At 66.2% G+C, this 19,994-nt stretch carries 16 protein-coding genes; 10 read left to right on the top strand and 6 right to left on the bottom strand.

Annotated features, from left to right (window positions below; genetic code table 11):
- Nucleotides 1-228: 228 nt before the first annotated feature.
- The 10 genes from rpsA (at nt 229) to ACVWYQ_RS22605 (ending at nt 10,303) form a co-directional block, all read left to right on the top strand.
- Entirely contained in the window at nt 229-1,935 is a 1,707-nt protein-coding gene (rpsA, locus tag ACVWYQ_RS22650) for a 30S ribosomal protein S1 (RefSeq protein WP_036009120.1), read from the top strand.
- A 374-nt stretch (nt 1,936-2,309) separates the two neighbouring features.
- Nucleotides 2,310-3,290, top strand: a complete 981-nt coding sequence (sppA, locus tag ACVWYQ_RS22645; protein WP_157285992.1) for a signal peptide peptidase SppA — start codon at nt 2,310-2,312, stop codon at nt 3,288-3,290.
- A gap of 172 nt (nt 3,291-3,462) precedes the next feature.
- A complete protein-coding gene (locus ACVWYQ_RS22640) occupies nt 3,463-3,768 on the top strand; it encodes an integration host factor subunit beta (RefSeq protein ID WP_124162406.1) in 306 nt (101 codons plus the stop codon).
- A gap of 82 nt (nt 3,769-3,850) precedes the next feature.
- Nucleotides 3,851-4,243, top strand: coding sequence for a lipopolysaccharide assembly protein LapA domain-containing protein (locus ACVWYQ_RS22635; protein WP_157285991.1), 393 nt, complete (start codon nt 3,851-3,853; stop codon nt 4,241-4,243).
- Between the two features lie 68 nt (nt 4,244-4,311).
- The gene (locus tag ACVWYQ_RS22630; protein WP_275500484.1) at nt 4,312-4,971 is read left to right on the top strand and encodes a phosphoribosylanthranilate isomerase; all 660 of its coding nucleotides are present in this window, start codon (nt 4,312-4,314) and stop codon (nt 4,969-4,971) included.
- A complete protein-coding gene (gene trpB, locus ACVWYQ_RS22625) occupies nt 4,968-6,182 on the top strand; it encodes a tryptophan synthase subunit beta (RefSeq protein WP_157285989.1) in 1,215 nt (404 codons plus the stop codon). Before ACVWYQ_RS22630 ends, trpB begins: the two co-directional genes overlap by 4 nt.
- Nucleotides 6,179-7,015, top strand: a complete 837-nt coding sequence (trpA, locus tag ACVWYQ_RS22620) for a tryptophan synthase subunit alpha (RefSeq protein WP_404654464.1) — start codon at nt 6,179-6,181, stop codon at nt 7,013-7,015. The genes trpB and trpA overlap by 4 nt, the downstream gene beginning before the upstream one ends.
- A 163-nt stretch (nt 7,016-7,178) precedes the next feature.
- Entirely contained in the window at nt 7,179-8,120 is a 942-nt protein-coding gene (accD, locus tag ACVWYQ_RS22615) for an acetyl-CoA carboxylase, carboxyltransferase subunit beta (RefSeq protein ID WP_157285988.1), read from the top strand.
- On the top strand, nt 8,117-9,460 hold the full coding sequence (locus tag ACVWYQ_RS22610) for a bifunctional folylpolyglutamate synthase/dihydrofolate synthase (RefSeq protein WP_404544848.1): 1,344 nt from the start codon (nt 8,117-8,119) through the stop codon (nt 9,458-9,460). The genes accD and ACVWYQ_RS22610 overlap by 4 nt, the downstream gene beginning before the upstream one ends.
- Nucleotides 9,461-9,562: 102 nt before the next feature.
- A complete protein-coding gene (locus tag ACVWYQ_RS22605; protein ID WP_404544846.1) occupies nt 9,563-10,303 on the top strand; it encodes a metallophosphoesterase family protein in 741 nt (246 codons plus the stop codon).
- A gap of 123 nt (nt 10,304-10,426) precedes the next feature.
- Here the strand turns inward: ACVWYQ_RS22605 and ACVWYQ_RS22600 are convergent, their stop codons facing one another.
- The 6 genes from ACVWYQ_RS22600 to ACVWYQ_RS22575 form a co-directional block, all read right to left on the bottom strand.
- Nucleotides 10,427-11,434, bottom strand: a complete 1,008-nt coding sequence (locus tag ACVWYQ_RS22600) for an ATP-dependent DNA ligase (protein ID WP_404546401.1) — start codon at nt 11,432-11,434, stop codon at nt 10,427-10,429.
- 144 nt (nt 11,435-11,578) lie between these two features.
- Nucleotides 11,579-11,899 carry a thioredoxin gene (gene trxA, locus ACVWYQ_RS22595; protein WP_008540017.1) on the bottom strand — a complete coding sequence of 107 codons (321 nt, stop codon included), beginning with the start codon at nt 11,897-11,899 and terminating at the stop codon, nt 11,579-11,581.
- Between the two features lie 70 nt (nt 11,900-11,969).
- A complete protein-coding gene (gene addA / locus ACVWYQ_RS22590; RefSeq protein WP_456726398.1) occupies nt 11,970-15,479 on the bottom strand; it encodes a double-strand break repair helicase AddA in 3,510 nt (1,169 codons plus the stop codon).
- Nucleotides 15,473-18,619 (bottom strand): double-strand break repair protein AddB, encoded by a 3,147-nt coding sequence (gene addB, locus ACVWYQ_RS22585; RefSeq protein ID WP_404544842.1) that lies wholly within the window; start codon nt 18,617-18,619, stop codon nt 15,473-15,475. The genes addA and addB overlap by 7 nt, the downstream gene beginning before the upstream one ends.
- A 210-nt stretch (nt 18,620-18,829) precedes the next feature.
- Entirely contained in the window at nt 18,830-19,552 is a 723-nt protein-coding gene (locus ACVWYQ_RS22580; RefSeq protein WP_271543448.1) for a nucleotidyltransferase family protein, read from the bottom strand.
- A 115-nt stretch (nt 19,553-19,667) separates the two neighbouring features.
- Complete coding sequence (locus ACVWYQ_RS22575) at nt 19,668-19,985, bottom strand: PilZ domain-containing protein (RefSeq protein WP_036009083.1); 318 nt, start codon at nt 19,983-19,985, stop codon at nt 19,668-19,670.
- Nucleotides 19,986-19,994 lie beyond the last annotated feature (9 nt).

Below are 19,994 nucleotides of genomic sequence, written 5' to 3'. Positions count from 1 at the left end.
TTTGAGGTCGATACGCTTCGTCCCGGTTTCGGGACCGGCGCGATCCAGGTTCCGGACAAGCTTTCAACGTATCGAACGCGCGGGCCTCAGCCGGCCCGCTTCCGCTGTTCTGGTCGCTAGATCGGGGCAACGAGCGGTCGCTCGAAGGTCTTGCGGACCTTCCGACACTGCGCGCGCGATGCGCCCATGAACCCAACGGCCGGCAAGACATCCGCAACTGGAGAACAAATGGCTTCGACTTCTGCTGATACCTATAGCCCGTCGCGCGATGATTTCGCCGCGATGCTCGACGAGTCCTTTGCAGGCGGCAACCTGCAGGAAAGCTCCGTCGTCAAGGGCAAGGTGGTTGCAATTGAAAAGGACATGGCCGTCATCGACGTCGGCCTGAAGACCGAGGGCCGCGTCGCGCTGCGCGAATTTTCCGGCCCCGGCCGTGAGAGCGACCTCAAGGTCGGCGACGAGGTGGAAGTGTTCCTCGATCGCATCGAAAACGCCCTCGGCGAAGCCGTGCTGTCGCGCGACAAGGCGCGACGCGAAGAGAGCTGGGGCAAGCTGGAGAAGGCGTTCCAGAACAACGAGAAGGTCAACGGCGTCATCTTCAACCAGGTCAAGGGCGGCTTCACCGTCGACCTCGACGGTGCCGTGGCCTTCCTGCCGCGCTCGCAGGTCGACATCCGTCCGATCCGCGACGTTGCGCCGCTGATGAACAACTCGCAGCCGTTCCAGATCCTGAAGATGGACCGCCGCCGCGGCAACATCGTCGTGTCCCGCCGCACGGTGCTCGAAGAGACCCGGGCCGAGCAGCGCCAGGAGCTGGTGCAGAACCTCGAAGAGGGTCAGGTCATCGACGGCGTGGTCAAGAACATCACCGATTACGGTGCGTTCGTTGACCTCGGCGGCATCGACGGCCTCCTGCACGTCACCGACATCGCGTGGCGCCGCGTCAACCACCCGACCGAGGTGCTCTCGATCGGCCAGACCGTGAAGGTCAAGATCATCAAGATCAACCACGAGACGCACCGCATCTCGCTGGGCATGAAGCAGCTGCTGGACGATCCGTGGCAGGGCATCGAAGCCAAGTACCCGCTGGGTGCCCGCTTCACCGGCCGCGTCACCAACATCACCGACTACGGTGCGTTCGTCGAGCTCGAGCCGGGCATCGAAGGCCTGATCCACGTCTCCGAGATGTCGTGGACCAAGAAGAACATGCACCCCGGCAAGATCGTGTCGACCTCGCAGGAAGTCGACGTGCAGGTGCTGGAAGTGGATTCCGTCAAGCGCCGCATCTCGCTCGGCCTCAAGCAGACCATGCGCAACCCCTGGGAGGTCTTCGTCGAGAAGCACCCGACCGGTTCGGTGGTCGAGGGCGAGGTCAAGAACAAGACCGAGTTCGGCCTGTTCCTGGGCCTCGAGGGCGACGTCGACGGCATGGTCCACCTCTCCGATCTCGACTGGAAGCTTCCGGGCGAGCAGGTGATCGACAACTACAAGAAGGGCGACATGGTGAAGGCCGTGGTGCTCGATGTGGACGTCGAGAAGGAGCGCATCTCGCTCGGCATCAAGCAGCTCGAAGGCGACCCCTTCGCCGAGCCGGGCGATGTCAAGAAGGGTGCGGTCGTGACCTGCGAAGTGCTCGAAGTGAAGGAAAGCGGTATCGAGGTGAAGATCGCCGGTACCGACTTCACCACCTTCATCAAACGCTCCGAGCTCGCCCGTGACCGCAACGACCAGCGCGCCGAACGCTTCGCCGTCGGCGAGAAGGTCGATGCCCGCGTGATCCAGTTCGACAAGAAGGCCCGCAAGGTCCAGGTGTCGATCAAGGCGCTCGAAGTCGCCGAAGAGAAGGAAGCCATCGCGCAGTACGGCTCCTCGGATTCGGGTGCGACGCTGGGCGACATCCTCGGCACCGCGCTGAAGAACCGCGACAGCAAGTAAGCGAAACGCAAGTTTTGCTGCATCAAGGCCCCGGCGCGAGCCGGGGCTTTTTTGTTGCTGTCTCCACGAACTCCGCTGTCGTCCCGGACAAGCGACGCGAGGCGGAGCGCCGATCCGGGACCCATAACCCCAGGGAGGAGTTTGACGAAGACTTGGAGTTGCCAGCTCGCCTCGACGACTCCTCCTTGAGGTTATGGATCCCCGCCCCCGTGCGCAATTGCGCGCACTAGGCGGGGATGACGACTGAGTCTGCGGCGACTTGCTCGCCCCACACCAGGCCTTGTTTTCTTCAAATTGGCCCGCAATTGATGTATCGAGATAAGCCAATGGTCACGCCGTGACGGCACAACGCGCCTTCATTTGGAGATATTCCGATGTCGCTGGATTCGGACATCATCGTCGATCGCCGCAGGATCCGCCGCAAGCTGACGTTCTGGCGGGTGACGGCGGCACTGATCGCGATCGCGGCGATTGCAAGCTTCGCGCTGATTGCGACGCCCGGTGCACGCGGCACCCTCGCATCCGCCGGCTCGATCGCGCGCGTCCAGATCGAGGGATTGATCCGCAGCGATTCCGACCGCACGCAGGCGCTGGAGCGGCTCGAGAATTCGCAGGCCGCCGCCGTCATCGTTCACATCAACTCGCCCGGCGGCACCACCGCCGGCTCCGAGCAGCTCTATGACTCGCTGGTCCGTCTCAAGGCGAAAAAGCCGCTGGTGGTGGTGGTGGAGGGGCTGGCCGCCTCCGGGGGCTACATCACCGCGATTGCGAGCGACCACATCGTCGCCCAGCAAAGCTCCCTGGTCGGCTCCATCGGCGTGCTGTTCCAGTACCCCAACCTCTCCGAACTCATGAAGACCATCGGCGTCAAGGTCGAGGAGGTGAAGTCCTCGCCGCTGAAGGCGGCGCCCAACGGTTTTGAGCCGACCAGTCCCGAGGCGCGCGCCGCGCTCGATGCGCTGGTGAAGGATTCCTATGCCTGGTTCAAGGGAATGGTGAAGGAGCGGCGTGGCATGGATGACACGCAGCTCGAAAAAGTCGCCGACGGCCGTGTCTTCACCGGGCGCCAGGCGATTGATCTGAAGCTGATCGACCAGATCGGCGACGAGAAGACGGCCGTGACCTGGCTGGTCGAGCAGAAGGGCGTCAAGAAGGGGCTACCGGTGCGCGATTACAAGCTTCAGCCGCGCTTCGGCGACCTGCCGTTCCTGAAGACCGCGGCCGCATTGACGCTGGAAGCGCTCGGTTTGGGCTCGATCGCGCACCAGATCGGGCAAACCGGCGTCGCGCAGGCTGTGGATCGGCTCGGAATGGATGGAATGCTGGCCTTGTGGCAGCCGGCTGCGTCCAACTGACCGTCGGCAGGCGAGTTCCAGAGCTTTTTCGCGTCTGACGCGTGCTGGTGAAGCCTGCTTTTTCGGCATTTGTCACGCATTTTCACGACGCCCATCCTTGATTTAGCGTCTTGACAGATCACGGTATTTTCACGGAAATGGTCATCCGCACGCTCCCGGGTCCTATCTCTCGATGATCAAATCCGAACTTGTTCAGCGTATCGCCGAGCACAACCCGCATCTGTACCAGCGGGATGTCGAGAACATTGTGAATGCGATTCTCGAAGAGATCGTAGCGGCGCTTGCACGCGGTGATCGCGTGGAGCTGCGCGGCTTCGGTGCCTTCTCGGTCAAGCACCGCCCTGCGCGCGCAGGGCGCAATCCACGCACCGGCGCCCATGTGCCCGTCGATCAGAAGAGCGTTCCGTTCTTCAAGACCGGCAAGGAGATGCGCGAGCGGCTGAACCGCGACCATCCGGATCCCGGCGGCGCAGACTGAAGCGCGATGTGAGCGCGCTTTGGGGTTTTTCGCGGTCGCACAGGATGCGGCCGCAAGCTTGATTCAAGGCGAGCGAAGCCAGATGCGAAAGTTCCTGACCGCGCTGATCGTACTTCCGCTGGGCCTCATCCTGGTGGCGTTCGCCGTCGCCAACAGGCATTTCGTCACGGTCTCCTTCGACCCCTTCATTGCCGACGACCCCTCGCTGTCGATCACCCTGCCGCTGTTCCTGTTGCTGATCCTGGCGGCGGCCCTGGGCGTTGTCGCGGGCGGCTCCGCCGTCTGGTTCGGCCAGCGGCGCTGGCGGCGCGCGGCGCGCCGGAATGACGCGGAGGCCCGGGCCGTCAGGGCCGAACTGGCCGATCTGCGGGCCCAGGCGACGGCAGCGAAGGCGGAGTCCCAGCGCCTTCCCGTTCCCTCCGGGATGGGCCTGTACGGGCCCGTCGGGCGAGACAAGCAGCGCGCGACGTTGTAGAAGCGGCCCCGACCGAAAAGCCCCGTTTTCCGGCCGCGGACCCCGCGGCCTCTACCCGCTTTGAGACCATGTCCCTGCTCGTCAAGATCTGTGGCCTGTCCACGCGCGAGACGCTCGAAACGGCGCTCGAGGCAGGCGCCGACATGGTCGGGTTCGTGTTCTTCCCGCCGTCGCCCCGGCACCTGTCCCTGGAGCTCGGCCGTGACCTCGGCCGTCAGGTCAAGCGGCGCGCGCTCAAGGTGGCGCTCACGGTCGATGCCGATGACGCGACGCTCGACAACATCATGGACGCGCTGTCGCCGGACATCTTCCAGCTCCACGGCGGGGAGAGCGTGGCGCGGCTGCGCGACATCAAGCAACGCTTCGGCCGCCCGGTGATGAAGGCGGTGCCGGTCGCGACAGCGGCCGATCTCGCGGTGCTGCCCGGCTATGCCGCGGTCGCCGACCGCATCCTGTTCGATGCGCGCGCGCCGAAGGACGCGACGCGGCCCGGCGGTCTCGGGGAGCCCTTCGACTGGCACCTGCTCGAAAAGCTCGATCTGAAACTGCCCTATATGGTTTCGGGGGGGCTGCACGCCGACAATCTGGCCGAGGCACTCCGCGTCACCCGCGCCGGCGGCGTCGACGTGTCCTCGGGCGTCGAGAGCGCGCCCGGCGTCAAGGATCCTGACATGATCAAGGCCTTCATCCGCGCCGCGCGCGGCACCCAAGAGTTGAGCGTACGATGAACATCGCCAAACCAAACTCCTACCGCAGCGGCCCCGACGATCGCGGCCATTTCGGCATTTTCGGCGGACGCTTCGTCGCCGAAACCTTGATGCCGCTGATCCTCGACCTGGAGAAGGCCTACACCGCGGCCAAGGCCGATCCGGCGTTTCAGGCCGAGATGAACGGCTATCTCAAGAACTATGTCGGCCGGCCCTCGCCGCTCTATTTCGCCGAGCGCCTGACCGAACATCTCGGCGGCGCCAAGATCTACCTCAAGCGTGAAGAGCTCAACCACACCGGCTCGCACAAGGTGAACAACGTGCTCGGCCAGATCATGCTGGCACGGCGCATGGGCAAGAAGCGCATCATCGCCGAGACCGGCGCGGGCCAGCACGGCGTTGCCACCGCGACGCTGTGCGCGCGCTTTGGCCTCGAATGCGTGGTCTATATGGGCGCTGTCGACGTCGAGCGGCAGCAGCCCAACGTCATCCGCATGGAGATGCTGGGTGCCAAGGTGATGCCGGTGCAGTCGGGCACGCGCACGCTGAAGGATGCCATGAACGAGGCGCTGCGCGACTGGGTCACCAACGTGCATAACACGTTCTATTGCATCGGCACGGTGGCGGGTCCGCATCCCTATCCGACCTTGGTGCGCGATTTCCAGTCGATCATCGGCAACGAGACCAAGGCACAGATGCAGGAGATCGAGGGGCGCCTGCCGGATTCGCTGGTGGCCTGCATCGGCGGCGGCTCGAATGCGATGGGCCTGTTCCATCCGTTCCTCGATGATCCCTCCGTCGAGATCTTCGGCGTCGAAGCCGCCGGCCATGGCCTGACGCAGCTGCATGCGGCCTCGATTGCGGGGGGCCGTCCCGGCGTTCTCCACGGCAACCGCACCTATCTCTTGATGGATGCCGACGGCCAGATCCAGGACGCGCATTCGATCTCGGCCGGTCTCGATTATCCCGGCATCGGCCCCGAGCATTCCTGGCTGCACGAGGTCGGCCGCGTGAATTATCTCTCCGCGACCGATGACGAGGCGCTCGCCGCGTTCCAGCTGCTGTCAAAGCTCGAAGGCATCATTCCTGCGCTCGAGCCCGCGCATGCCATCGCCAAGGTGATGGAGCTCGCGCCGAAGCGGCCGAGGGACCACCTGATGGTCGTCAATCTCTCCGGCCGCGGCGACAAGGACGTCCCGCAGGTCGGCGACATCCTGAGGGGCAAGAAGTGACCACGCGTATCGACACCCGTTTTGCCGAGCTGAAAAGCCAAGGCCGCGCGGCCTTCGTTACCTACGTGATGGCCGGCGATCCCGATCCCGCGACCTCGCTCGCGATCGTCAAGGCGCTGCCGAAGTCCGGCGCCGACGTCATCGAACTCGGCATTCCTTTCACCGATCCGATGGCGGATGGTCCCTCGATTCAGGCTGCAGGCCTGCGTGCGCTCAAGATCGGCATGACCTTGAAGAAGACGCTGGAGCTGGTGCGCGACTTCCGCAAGGACGACAATGTCACGCCGCTGGTGCTGATGGGCTATTACAATCCGATCTACATCTACGGCGTCGACAAGTTCTTGGCTGATGCCAAGACATCAGGCGTCGACGGCCTGATCATCGTCGATTTGCCACCGGAGGAAGACGACGAGCTCTGCATTCCCGCGCTGAAGGCGGGGCTCAACTTCATTCGCCTGGCGACGCCGACCACCGACGACAAGCGCCTGCCTGCGGTGCTCGCGAACACATCAGGCTTCGTCTATTACGTCTCGATCGCCGGCATTACCGGTGCAGCGGCGGCGGACGCCAATGCCGTCGGCGAAGCTGTCGCGCGCATCAAGCGGCATACCAGGCTGCCGATCTGTGTCGGTTTCGGCATCCGCACGCCGGAGGCGGCGCGCGCCATTGCCGAGAGGGCCGATGGTTCGGTGGTTGGCACCGCGCTGGTCGACGCCCTCAAGAACAGCCTCGACGCCGAGGGACGGGCGACCGCCAAAACCGTTAACGCAGTCGCCGAATTGACGGCCGCTCTGGCCCAGGGCGTCAAGGGCGCGCAGCAGGCGGCGGAATAGGCCATAATTCCGCTGTAGCTCTTGAGCATGATCCGGTCGGAAAACCGCTTCACACTTTCCGGATCATGCTCAACGCGGGCGACACGGCGGCTTGCCGGGCAGATGTCCGGCCGCCATATATCCTTCAGGCGATTCCCAGCGGGATCGCACATCGGAGCAAACCATGAACTGGCTTACCAATGTGGTCCGGCCGAAGATCCGCAACATGCTGCGGCGGGAGACGCCGGAGAATCTGTGGATCAAGTGCCCGGATTCCGGACAGCTCGTGTTCTACAAGGACGTCGAGGCCAACCAGTTCGTCATCCCCGGCTCGAACTACCACATGCGCATGGGCGCGGTGGCGCGTCTCAAGTCGATCTTCGACAACGAGACCTGGTTCGACGTGGCGCTGCCCGAGGTCACGCCTGACCCGCTCAAGTTCCGTGATGAGAAGAAATACGTCGACCGCGTCAAGGACGCGCGGGCGCGGACCAATCTGAACGACGCTGTCAAGGTCGGCTACGGCAAGCTCGAAGGCGCCGCCGTCGTCGTCGCCGTGCAGGACTTTGACTTCATGGGCGGTTCGCTCGGCATGGCTGCGGGCGAGGCGATCGTGCGCGGGATGGAGCTCGCGGTCGAGAAGAAGTCGCCGTTCATCGTGTTCGCGGCCAGCGGCGGCGCCCGCATGCAGGAAGGCATTTTGTCCCTGATGCAGATGCCGCGCACCACCGTTGCGGTGCAGATGCTGCGCGAGGCAAAGCTGCCCTACATCGTCGTGCTGACGAATCCCACCACCGGCGGCGTCACCGCGTCCTACGCGATGCTCGGCGACGTCCAGATCGCCGAGCCCGGCGCGCTGATCGGCTTTGCCGGCGCGCGCGTGATCGAGCAGACCATCCGCGAGAAGCTGCCTGAAGGTTTCCAGCGCGCCGAGTACCTCAAGGAGCACGGCATGGTCGACATGGTCGTGCATCGCCACGAGCTGCGGCCGACGCTGGCGCGGCTCTGCCGCCTCTTGACCAAGGCGCCGGCGCAGGAAGGTGCATCGAAGCCGGCGCAGCCGGTGGCGAGCCCGGCGCAGATCGTATCCGCCGCCGAGACGGCGCCGGCAGCGCCGCACGCGTGAACGTCTCCCCTGACAGTGCAAAGACGCCGCTCGACGAAGTGATCGGGCGGCTGTCGGCTCTGCATCAGAAGCGCATCGATCTCGGGCTGGAGCGGATGCACCGCCTGCTCGAACGGCTCGGCCACCCCGAACGCAAGCTGCCGCCGGTGATCCACATCGCCGGCACCAATGGCAAGGGCTCGACGCTCGCTTATCTGCGCGCGACGCTGGAGGCATCAGGTCTTCGCGTCCACGCCTACACCTCGCCCTATCTCGTCCGCATCAACGAATGCTTCCGGCTCGGCCGCCTCAGTGGCGGCGTGCTCGTTGGCGACGACGAGCTGCGCGCGGCGTTGGAAGAGGTCGAGCGCGTCAATGCCGGCGAGGCCTCGACATTGTTCGAGCTGAAGACGGCGGCTGCCTTCCTGCTGTTCGCGCAGAACCCGGCCGACATCGTGCTGCTCGAAGTCGGCCTCGGCGGCCGGCTGGATTCGACCAATGTGGTCGATGCGCCGGCGGCCTCTGTGATCACGCCCGTCAGCATGGATCACATGGAGTTCCTCGGCGATACGCTGGCGTCGATTGCCGGCGAAAAGGCCGCGATCATCAAGCGCGGGGTGCCCGTGATTTGCGCCGAGCAGATGCCGGAAGCGATGGCCGTGATCGACGCGCAGGCGAGACGCATGCATGCGCCGCTGTTCGCCGCAGGCGAGAGCTGGCACGTCAGTGTCGAGCGCGGGCGCCTGGTCTATTCCGACGATCGCGGCTTGATGGACCTGCCGGCGCCGCGTCTGTTCGGGCGCCACCAATTCGCCAATGCAGGGCTCGCGATCGCGACGCTGCGCGCGCTGCCGACCATCAAGGTCAACCACGCCGCGTTCGAGGCCGGCATCGTCGGTGCCGACTGGCCGGCGCGGATGCAGCGCCTCACCTCGGGCGAGTTGCTGTCCTGGGGTCCGCAGGGCTCGGAAATCTGGCTCGACGGCGGCCACAATGCCGAGGGCGGCCGCGTGGCGGCGGCCGCGCTCGGCGATCTCGAGGAGCGCGTGTCACGGCCGCTGGTGATCATCGCCGGCATGATGGCCAACAAGGATGCGCTAGGCTTTCTCGCCAATTTTGCCGGCCTCACCCGCCACATCATCGCAGTGCCGATTCCCGACACGGAGAATGCGATGCCGGTCGACCGTCTCGCCGATGCCGCACGCAGCCTCGGCATGCGCGTCGAGCCCGCCCCCGGCGTCGAGGCGGCCCTGCGCGCGCTGGCGCAGCTCGCCTACGAGTTGCCGCCGCGGATCCTGATCACCGGCTCGCTGTATCTCGCCGGCCACGTGCTGGCAATCAACGGCACGCCGCCTGCATAGAGGTTGCCGTAGCCCGGATGGAGCGAAGGCAATCCGGGATCGTGCCACAAGCAAGGAAGGTCCCGGATTACGCTGCGCTCCATCCGGGCTACAGGAAATGCCATGCGCTTCGCCGCGATTGCCGACATCCACGGAAACTATTTCGCGCTGGAGGCCGTACTCGCCGACATCCGCGCGCTCGGTATTGCCGACATCGTCAATCTCGGCGACATGCTGAGTGGCCCGCTCGATGCGCGCCGCACCATCGAGATCCTGATGCCGCTCGACGCCGTGCACGTGCTTGGCAATCACGACCGTTATTTGCTCGACCGTCCGCCGGAGAAAATGGGTTCGTGGGATCGTCCTGCCTACGAACAGCTCGACGCCGCCCACCTCGACTGGCTGCGCGCGCAGCCGATGACGCGTGTCTTCCGTGAGCAGGTGTTCCTGTGCCACGCGACGCCAGATAATGACGAGGTGTACTGGCTCGACAGCGTGCATCCCGACGGCACGGTGGCGCTGTCCGCGCTCGACCACATCGAGCAACTCGCCCAAGGAATCACGCAATCGCTGATCCTGTGCGCCCACACCCATCTCGCACGCGCGGTGCGCCTGCGCGACGGCCGGCTGATCGTCAATCCCGGCAGCGTCGGCAGCCCCGGCTATCGCGACAAGCATCCGTACCCGCATGTGGTCGAGGCCGGCACGCCGCACGCGCGCTATGCGATCCTCGAACGCGTCGAGGCTGCCTGGCAGGTGACGTTCCGCCACGTTGCCTACGATCACGAGGCCATGGCCGCGCTGGCGCGCCGCAACGGTCAGCCGGAGCTTGCCAACGCGCTGGCAACGGGGTGGATCAGCTAGAACATGTCGTGTCCCGGACAAGGCGCATCGCTCAAGCGATGAGCCGCAGAGCCGGGACCCAGCTCGTGGTTCTGGGCCCCGGCTCTGCAGCGCTTCGCGCTGCGTCCGGGGCACGAGACCGCATCACTTCAACAGCTTCATCGGATCGGCCGCCTTCTGCTTCAACTGCTCGAACGTGCATTGACGCGGCGCCTTGTCCGGGCGCCAGCGCAGGATCGAGGTGCCGTGGCGGAAGCGTTCGCCGCTGAAATGGTCGTAGCAGACCTCGATCACCAGCTTCGGCTTCAGCGGACACCACTTTGCGGAGCGCTCGGTCGACCAGCGGCTCGGCCCGCCCGGCGCGTTGCCGGTGAAGCCGGGCTCACCGATCAGTGCTTCGAGCCGATCGGTCAACGCTGGCTTCTCATCCGCCTTGATCGCCGAGGTGAAGCCGACATGGTGCAGCAGGCCGTCATCGTCGTAGAGCCCGAGCAGCAGCGAGCCGACGACGTTCCGGCCGGCGATCTTGTTGCTGGCATAGCGGAAGCCGCCGACCACGCAATCGGCGCTGCGGAATTTCTTGATCTTCTGCATGCCGTCGCGATTGCCCGCCTGGTAGGGCAGGTCGATGCGCTTGGCGATGACGCCGTCCGAGCCGCCGCCGGATTGCGCCAGCCACTTTTTTGCTGTGGCGTAGCTCGTCGTCGCCGGTGAGAGGCGGAAGAGGCTGTTCTTGAGGTTGGCTTTCGCGAAGGCTTCCAGCGCCGGCCGGCGCTCGCGCAGCGACTTCTCAGCCAGGCCCTTCTGTCCGGATGTCGCGAGCAGATCGAAGACGAGGTAGAGCGCCGGTGTCTCCACCGAGAGCTTCTTCACGCGGCTGGCCGCCGGATGGATTCGTTGCAGCAGCGCGTCGAAGGAAAAGCTCTTGCCGTGCGGCACGACGATTTCGCCGTCGAGCGTGAAGCGGTCGGCCTTCAGCGCCAAGGCCGCAGTGACGACTTCCGGGAAATAGCGCGCGAGGTCTTCGCCGGATTTGGAGCGCAGGTCGACGTCGCTGCCGTTGCGCGCCAGCAGGCAGCGGAAGCCGTCCCACTTGGGTTCATATTGCCATTCACCGCCGCGCGGGATCGCGTCGACCGACCGCGCCTCCATTGCGGCGAGAGAGGTGGGCTTGCGGTCGCGCTTTCGCGGAGGAGCAGGCAAGGGCGGGACTCGTCATACGCTGAACACGTCCCATCAACGCCAAACGGCCGGCTTTCGCCGGCCGTTGTCGAAAATAATCTTGCGCGAGCTGGATCAGACCGCGGAGGTGATCCACTGCTGCAGCTTCGCCTTCGGCGCGGCGCCGACCTGGCGCGAGGCCATCTCGCCGCCCTTGAAGATCATCAGGGTCGGGATCGACATCACGCCATACTTCGAGGCGGTCTTCGGGCTCTCGTCGACATTGAGCTTCACGATCTTGACCTTGTCGCCCATCGCGCCGGCGATCTCGTCGAGAGCGGGTGCGATCATGCGGCAGGGGCCGCACCATTCGGCCCAGAAATCGACGACCACGGGGCCGTTCGCCTTGAGCACTTCGGCTTCGAAATCGGCGTCGGAAACCTTGCTAACGGCCATTGGGAGTACCTCACTCGGTTGAAAGAGAATCGGCGCGACCTGGAATCGCGCCCGGGATCATGCGGTCAACCTATGAACGGCCCCCTGCCGGGTCAAGGACGCTCACACCGAGATGAAGGGATGCCAGCGCCGCGTCCAGCGCGGGGGGCGAAATCTCCATGTATTCAAGGGCCTCGGTCCAGAGCAGGACGGCCCTGACCGGCTTTTGGGGATAAAGCCGCGACAGCACCGCCCGGTACAGCGCAAGCTGGCGGACATAGGTCGCCGGCGCCTCGGCCGCGCTTTTGGGCGCTGCCTGGTTGGTCTTGAAGTCGACGATCAGGACCTCCTCGGGGCGCACGACCAGCCGGTCGATCTGCCCCGACACCAGGGCCGGCGTGCGGCCCGGCCGCTCCAGCCGGCCGGCGATCGCGACCTCTGCCCGGCTGCCGGCGGCAAAGACGGGCGCGAAACGCGGCTCCGTGATCAGGGCGAGCACCTTGTCGGCCAGTGCGATGCGATCGGCCTCCGGCCAGTCCGCGGCGTTGCGCGCCATGAAGCCGAGCGCGGCCTCGCGCCGGCGCTCGCCGGCGATCTCGGGCAGCGATTGCAACAGCCGATGCACCAGCGTGCCGCGTTGCAACGCCAGCGCGCGCGACTGCACCGATTCGCCCGATCGGACGCTGCGGCCCTCCTCGGCAGACTGGCCTGAGGGGCGCACGGGATCGTCGTCGATGGTCTCGCGCGGGGCCGGTGTCCGCAGCCAGTCCGGCAGCGCGATGGTCTGGTGCATGGAGGCCGCCGGCGCGCCCAGCGCCGCGACGTCCTCGGGACGGGCGAACCGCGTCACCTTGCCGAGCGGCGTTTCGATCACCTGCTTGTCGAGGCCCGAGCCGGCAAGGCCGGTGTCGACGAGGTCGTACCAGCTCAGCTTGCGCACCGTCTTCATGTTGCCGGGCATGCAGCCGCCGACGATCAGCCGGTCGGCCGCGCGCGTCATCGCGACGTAGAGCAGGCGGCGATATTCGTCCTCGGTCTCCTCCAGCATCGCCTTGCGCGCCTCGGCGACAGGCCTGGGATCGTCGGCCTTGCGGCCGGCCCAGACCACAACCTCGCCGCCATTGCCGCGGGGCACCTGGATCAGCCGCAGCCGCTGCGAGTCCGCGGGCGAAGACGTGGTGTCGACCATGAACACGACCGAGGCCTCCAGGCCCTTGGCGCCGTGCACGGTCATTACCCGCACCTCGTCGCGCGAGATCTCCATGTCGCGCTTCACCTCGGTGTCGGCCGAGCGGAGCCAGGCCATGAAGCCCTGCAGCGAGGCCGGCGCCTTGCGCTCGTAGTTCAGCGCGAGCTCCAGGAATTCGTCGAGCGCGTCGTTGGCCTCATGGCCGAGCCGGCGCAGGATGCGCGCACGCCCGCCGTCGCCGCCCAGCAGCCAGGCATAGAACGCGAACGGCGTCTCCTCGCGCGCACGACTTTCGCAAGCTTCAAGACGCCGCAATGCCATGGCGAATTTCTCGCTTGTGGCCGCGTGCTCGCCGAGCGCGCGGCGCAGCGATCCCTTGCGATCATGGGCGAGCGTGAACAAATCGTCGTCATCGAGCCCGAACAGCGGGCTCTTCAGCGCCACTGCGAGCGCAAGATCGTCCTGCGGCAGCAGCAGCGCGTCGGCCAGGTTCATCAGGTCGATGATGGCGATGTGCTCGGTCAGCTTGAGGCGGTCGGCGCCGGCGACCGGAACGCCGGCGTGCTTCAGCGCCTGGATCACGGCGTCGAATGCGTTGCCGCGCCGGCGCACCAGGATCAGCATGTCGCCATAGCGCAAGGGACGACGCTCGCCCTCGTGCCCGGTCAGCGTGCCGCTCTCGACCAGCCGCTTGATCTCGGCCTGGATGCGTCGCGCAAGCTTGACCTCGGGGCTGGTCACGGCGACGCCGTCGAACGGCGCACGCCAGCCCTCGATGTCCTGCCGATCGTCGGCCTCGGCGAGATCCCACAGCTCGATCACGCTCGGGCCGGCATCGCTGAGCGCGTTGTGCAGGGGATGGCCGATCTCGACCGAATGGATGCTCTTGTAGATCGCGGGATCGCGGAAGACGTGGTCGACCGAATGCAGGATCGTCGCGCCCGAACGGAACGAATAGGTGAAGGCGACCGGATCGAATTTCAGCCCGGCGGCGGTGAACTTGCGGTGCAGCTCGCGCCTCCGCGCGTCGAACTCGTGGGGCGCCGCGCCCTGGAACGAGAAGATCGACTGCTTCTCGTCGCCGACGGCGAAGATGGTGCGGTTCAGCCCCTCGCGCGCACCTTCGCCGGCCGTGAACTCGGAGATGATGTGCGCGATGATGTCCCATTGCCGCGGGCTGGTATCCTGCGCCTCGTCGATCAGCACGTGATCGACGCCACGGTCGAGCTTGTAATGCACCCAGCCCGAGGCGATGCGGTCCAGCATCGCCAGCGTCTTGTCGATGAGGTCGTCGTAGTCGAGCAGCCCGCGTTCCTGCTTCTCGCGGCGGTAATTCGCGGCGGCCGCTGTCGCGATATGCAGCAGGGCCGCGGTGCGGTCCCGAACCGTCACGGCGCGGCGCTTTTCGATCAGCCCTGCAAGGCGCTGCGCCTCGGCTTCGAACAGGCGGGCCACGGACGGATTGTGATCGCAGAACTTCTTGGTCAGCACTGCCTTGCGCGGCAGCTTGTCGTCGGTGAGGAAGACGGACAGATAGGCGTCGACCTGATCGCTGCCGGAAAACACCTTTGCCGCGCGCAGCCGCCCGGCCTGGTCATTGTCGGATTTGCTGCCGTCCTCCAACGCGAAGGCAATGTCGTCCCAGCGCGCGCGCGGCAGGAACGGGCCGTCGAGAATTTCCGTCTCGACGGCTTCGATACGGTCGCCGATGTCAACGCCCAGCACCGCAGCCATCTGCGCCGCTGCGGCTTCCGCGTTGCCGGCCTCGTCGGTCCAGGCCATGAAATGATCGCGGCTGAGGCACGCCTCGCGCACGACCTCCTTGAAGGTGACATCGGCGGCGCTCGCCATCGCCGTCAGCAGCGCGCGGCCGGTCACGCTCTCCGGATCGCGCGCGGCTTCCAGCAGCACCTTCAGATTGGCGCGTTCCATCATGTCGGTCTGGTCGCGCTCGTCGATCACGGCGAAGCGCGCGGGAACATTGGCCTCGAACGGAAATTGCTGGAGCAGGCGGGTGCACAGCGCGTGGATGGTCTGCACCTTCAGCCCGCCTGGCGTCTCCAACGCGCAGGCGAACAGCTTTCGCGCATCGCGGCGCAGCTTTGCGCCGGGATGCGGGATGCCGACCGCGCGGATCGCCGCGTCGAGCGCATTATCGTCCAGCGTCACCCAATGGCCGAGCGTGGTGAACACGCGCTCGGCCATGTTGGCGGCGGCAGCTTTTGTGAAGGTGATGCACAGGATTTTCTCCGGCGGCACGCCCGAGAGCAGCAGGCGGATCACGCGCTGCACCAGCACATGCGTCTTGCCCGAGCCGGCATTGGCCGAGACGAAGGCCGATGCAGTCGGATCGGAGGCGCGCGCCTGCCGCGCGCGCACCTCGTCGGGGATGGGGCGCGGCGCCTTCACCATTCCTCGATCCCCAATCCGCCGGCCGCGGACCATTCCTTGATCCGGGCAAGGTCGTCATAGGTGCCGTAGCGATTCGCCCACATCGGCAGGTTCAGCGATGTATAGGCCTGATTTTCGTCCTCGAAGGCGCGGATCAGCGCTTCCAGCTTGGCTCTTGCCTCGGCCGCCGCGGTGTCCGGCGGCTGCGGCTCGTCGCCCGGCTTGAACTTGAGCTCGAGGATACGCTCCTCGCCGGGCGGATTGTTGCCGCTGAGGCGGACATAGACGAGCTGGCTCACGGAGGCGCCGGCGTCGATACCGGGAAAGCCGCCCTCGCGCAGGATCGCGGCTTCCAACGTCAGCTGCGGCGACAGGCCCATGCGGACCTGCTTGCCGGTCGGCGGCTGACCGGTCTTGTAGTCGAGGATGGCGTAGCCGCCGCCCTGGCGGCGTTCGATGCGGTCGGCGCGCGCGGAAAGGCGGAAGCTGCGCTGAGGATCGAGCATGATCGAGATCTCGCCACGGGTCTCCGCGACGATCGCCGCGATCGCCTCGCGCCGTGCCGTCTCCCATTCGCCGAACCAGCGCGCGATACGCTGGAAGCGCGGCCACCACAGCGCCCGTGCTTCGGGCCGCTCCATCAGCGGTGCAAAGTGCTTCTCGCCGATCGCGCGCAGCACCCGCGCGGGATCGTCGGGCAGACGCGCCGCATAGCTTTCCGTGAATTCGCCGATGGCATCGTGAATCGCCGATCCGCGGTCGGCGGCCGAGAGCGGCATGTCGACGGGGTCGAGCGCATCGAGCCGCAAGATGCGTTTGGCGTAGATCGTGTAGGGATCGCGTAGCCAGTCCTCGATCTCGGTGACGGACATCCTGAGCGGCCGTGTCGCGCGGGGCGGTCGCGGTTCCGGCTGCTTGATCGGCTTGACCGCGTCGGGCTGGTCGAGTGCCGCAGCGAACTGCACGTATGTCTCGCCGGCGCGAATGGCCGCCGTCCAGAGCTCGTCGCCGGCCACTGCCTCCAGCCGATGCAGGAAGCGCGAGGCCACCGCCGGCGCGCCGCCGGCCTTGGCGGAATGAGTGAGAATGACCTCATCGCCGCCGAGCAATTGCGCGAAGTCATGGGCGGACAGGCCAATGCGGCGTTCCGGCAGATCGAGCCCAAGCTCGTGCCGCATCGGCCGGCTCAGCCAGGGGTCGATGCGCGGCGCCGGCGGCCAGACGCCTTCGATCAGGCCGCCGATGATGATGCGGTCGGCCTGCATCAGGCGTGACTCCAGCGGGCCGTAGATCTGCAAGCGCGCGCCCGGCTTGTCGCGCCGCCGCACCGCGCGATCGCCGAAGGCGGTCTGGAAGACGTCCGCATAGTCGGTCAGCGCTACCGGCAATCCGCTGGTCGTGCCGCCACGCAGGAGATCGTCGAACGCGCCGGCGAGCGCGAGACCATCGCGATCCTCGAAGGCGAGCGGAATACCCTGCTCGTCGCGCGACAGCTCGATCATGATCTCGCGATGCCGATGCGCGAGCTCGGCGAAATCATACGGCTTCGACGACGGCAGGCTCTCGATCGGCGCCAATGCTTTTTGCAGGGCGTCGATCAGAGCCTGGATGCGATCGAGATCCTCGGCCTTGAGACGCGCCCGCGGCTCGGCGCGATGCAGTGCGGAGACCTCGCTGCGCCACAGCGTTGCCAGCTCCTCGCGGAAGCGGTTGAATTCGCGGAGGAGGCCGGCCGTGCCTGCCGGTGGGCGCGTGCCGCGCAGCACCGCAAGCTCCAGGCTCTCGATCGCCATCTTCCATGCGCCCGGCGCGCGGCCGAGCCGGCACAGCGGATGCTTCAGCATCGCCAGCAGCGTCGGCGGCTCCAGGCCCTTGGTTGCCGCCTCTGCCGCAAGGCGCGCAAACGTGCCAGCGGAGGTTTCCATCAAGACGTCGCCGCCGGAATCATCGAAGGCGAGATCCCATCGGGTCAGCGCCGCCATCACCCGCCGCGCCAGCGCGCGGTCGGGCGTGACCAGGGCAGCCGACTTGTCGAGATGGCGCGCCTCGCGCATGGCGATAGCGATGGCGAGCGCTTCCATTTCAGGATTGGGCGCTTCGACCACCGCGAGGTTCTTCATGCCGCCCGCGATCTTCGCGGCGACATCGGGCTGCTTCAGCCGGTCGTGCCAGACCTCGGTCTTGGCGGACGGCCGCATCGATTCCGACGCGAGCAGGTCGCGGCCGTCTTCCGCTGGCGGCTGCAAAATCTCGACGTCGCTGCGCTTGATGCCGAAGCGTTGCAGCAGCGCATTCATGGCGTATTGCGGATGGTTCGAGGCCGGATGCTCCGCGAACTTGCCGAGCGCATCGCGCACGCCGCCGATGCTGCGCCAGGCGTCGTCGTCGAGATCGGTGTCTAGGCCCGGTAACACCACCGCGCCATGCGGGAGCGAAGCGACCGCGCGCAGGAATTTTGCGGTGGCCGGCATCGAGCCGGTCGAGCCGGCCGCGATGACGGGGCCATGCGGATCCGCGATCAGCCGTTTGGCTTCCGCTTCGATCAGTTGGTCGCGTCGCGCGGCTGGCTCGATTCGGTTGATCTCGGCGAGATGATTGGGCCAGGCGATGCGGGCGATGCGCAGGAATTCGAGCGAGTGCTGCCAGTAGCGGTCGAGGTTATCAGGCACGAGCCCATCAAGGGCGCTCCAGTCGACGCCGCGCGTCACCATGTCGTCGATCAGGCGCGCGAGATCGGACGCCAGCGCCAGCGTCGAGGCGGGGCCGCCGACGACCAGCGGCGCCAGCACCGGACCCTTGGCCCAGGCGGCGACGAGCTGCGCCAGCGTCAGCCGCCGTTCGAGCTCGCCCAGCCGCGGCGGAATGTCGAGCGGCGCGGTCCCGGAAAACTGCTCGCTCTCGCCCGCGAAAGCGAGCTCGTCCTCGTCGATGTCGCCGAGCGCAACGATGCGCGGCAGCACGACGGCATCCGCCTTCATCTCGTCGAGGAAGATCTCGCGCACGATCCGCATGGCGCGCCGCGTCGGCAGATACAGCGTGGCGTCCGCCAGCCGCGCCGGTTCCTTGCGCGCCTCGAATCCCTCCACCAGCCGCCCATCGAGCAGGGCCGTGACGACCGTGCGCAGGAACGGAACTGAGATGGGAACGCTGAAGACGCGCATGAGCTGCCTGATTCGAAGGATCAGGCAATATAGGGAGACGGGGTCAATTGGTCATGGGTGCGGGCGAGTAGTCCCCGCTGTTCGCCGGACCGAAACAGGTCTCGTAGGGTGGGCAAAGCGAAGCGTGCCCACGTATTTTTTGGAGAGAGATGGTGGGCACGGCGCAAGGGCGCCTTTGCCCACCCTACGGCACCGTCTTCGAGGCAGCCCCTAAGCCACGCTCTCCAGAAACGCCTCTTCCGCGGCGCGCACGGCGTCGGGCGTGCCGACATGCATCCAGACGCCGTCGAGGCGCAGGCCGAACAGCCGTTCCTGCTCGTTGGCGCGGTCGAACATTTTGGTCAGCGAGAATTCGCCCTTGGGTGCGTCCGCGAAGATCGCGGGCGACATGATCGCGGCGCCGGCATAGACGAACGGAACGACCTCCTTCTCCTTGCGCTTGCGCAAGGCGCCGTCGGGCAGCATGCCGTAATCGCCGCGGCCGCCATAGCCGATGCTGGTCGCGGTCGGCGCCATCAGCAGCAGGATGTCCATGCGATCGGGATCGAAGTTTTCGGCGAGCCGCGTCAGGTTCGAGCGCACGCCGTCGATCCACAGCGTGTCGGAATTGACATGGAAGAACGGCGCATCGCCGAGCAGCGGCAGCGCCTTGACGACGCCGCCGCCGGTGCCGAGCACCTGGTTGCGCTCGTCGGAGATCGTCACGCGCGGAAGCTGGCGTGATGCGACGTGGTCGATGATCTGGTCCGGCAAATAGTGCACGTTGACCACCGCCTCCGTCACGCCGGCCTGGCCGAGCTTGTCGAGCACGTGGTCGAGCAACGGCTGGCCTGCGACCGGCACCATCGGCTTCGGCATCTTGTCCGTCAGGGGGCGCATGCGCAGGCCAAACCCTGCGGCGAGCACCATGGCTTTGGTCGGTTTGACGGACATCCTTCGCTTTCTCAGACCTTTCGCGTTCGCAATCCTAACACGAGGCTCGAATTGCCGCACCGCATCTCGACCGCCTTAACCACCCGCCGTGACGGTTGTACGACGGGTGTTGCCGTCACGCCCCAACGGCTGTGGAACGTACCTTTTTCTTCTTGTCGCCGACTTTCAGGAAATTGACGCCGATCTGGTCGCCATTGACCCAGGCCAGCTCGCAACGCCGGTAGGCGAGCCCCGTGGAGGACAGCAGGAGAAAGAATTCCTTCAGATGCAGGCCTTCGACCGAGCCGTCTATGGTCAGCTTGGCGCCGGTCTCGGAGACGTCCTCCATGGTGCAGTCGCGCCGCCAGGTGCCGTCGATTCCCATCATCTGGGCCGAAAACCCGCGCTCGAAAATAACCCGGCTATTTCCGCGCTGATCCGCTTTCGCTGCCATCTGCCCCGC

This window comes from Bradyrhizobium sp. USDA 3397, from assembly GCF_054060965.1.
This window is presented reverse-complemented; position numbering and strand designations above follow the sequence as displayed.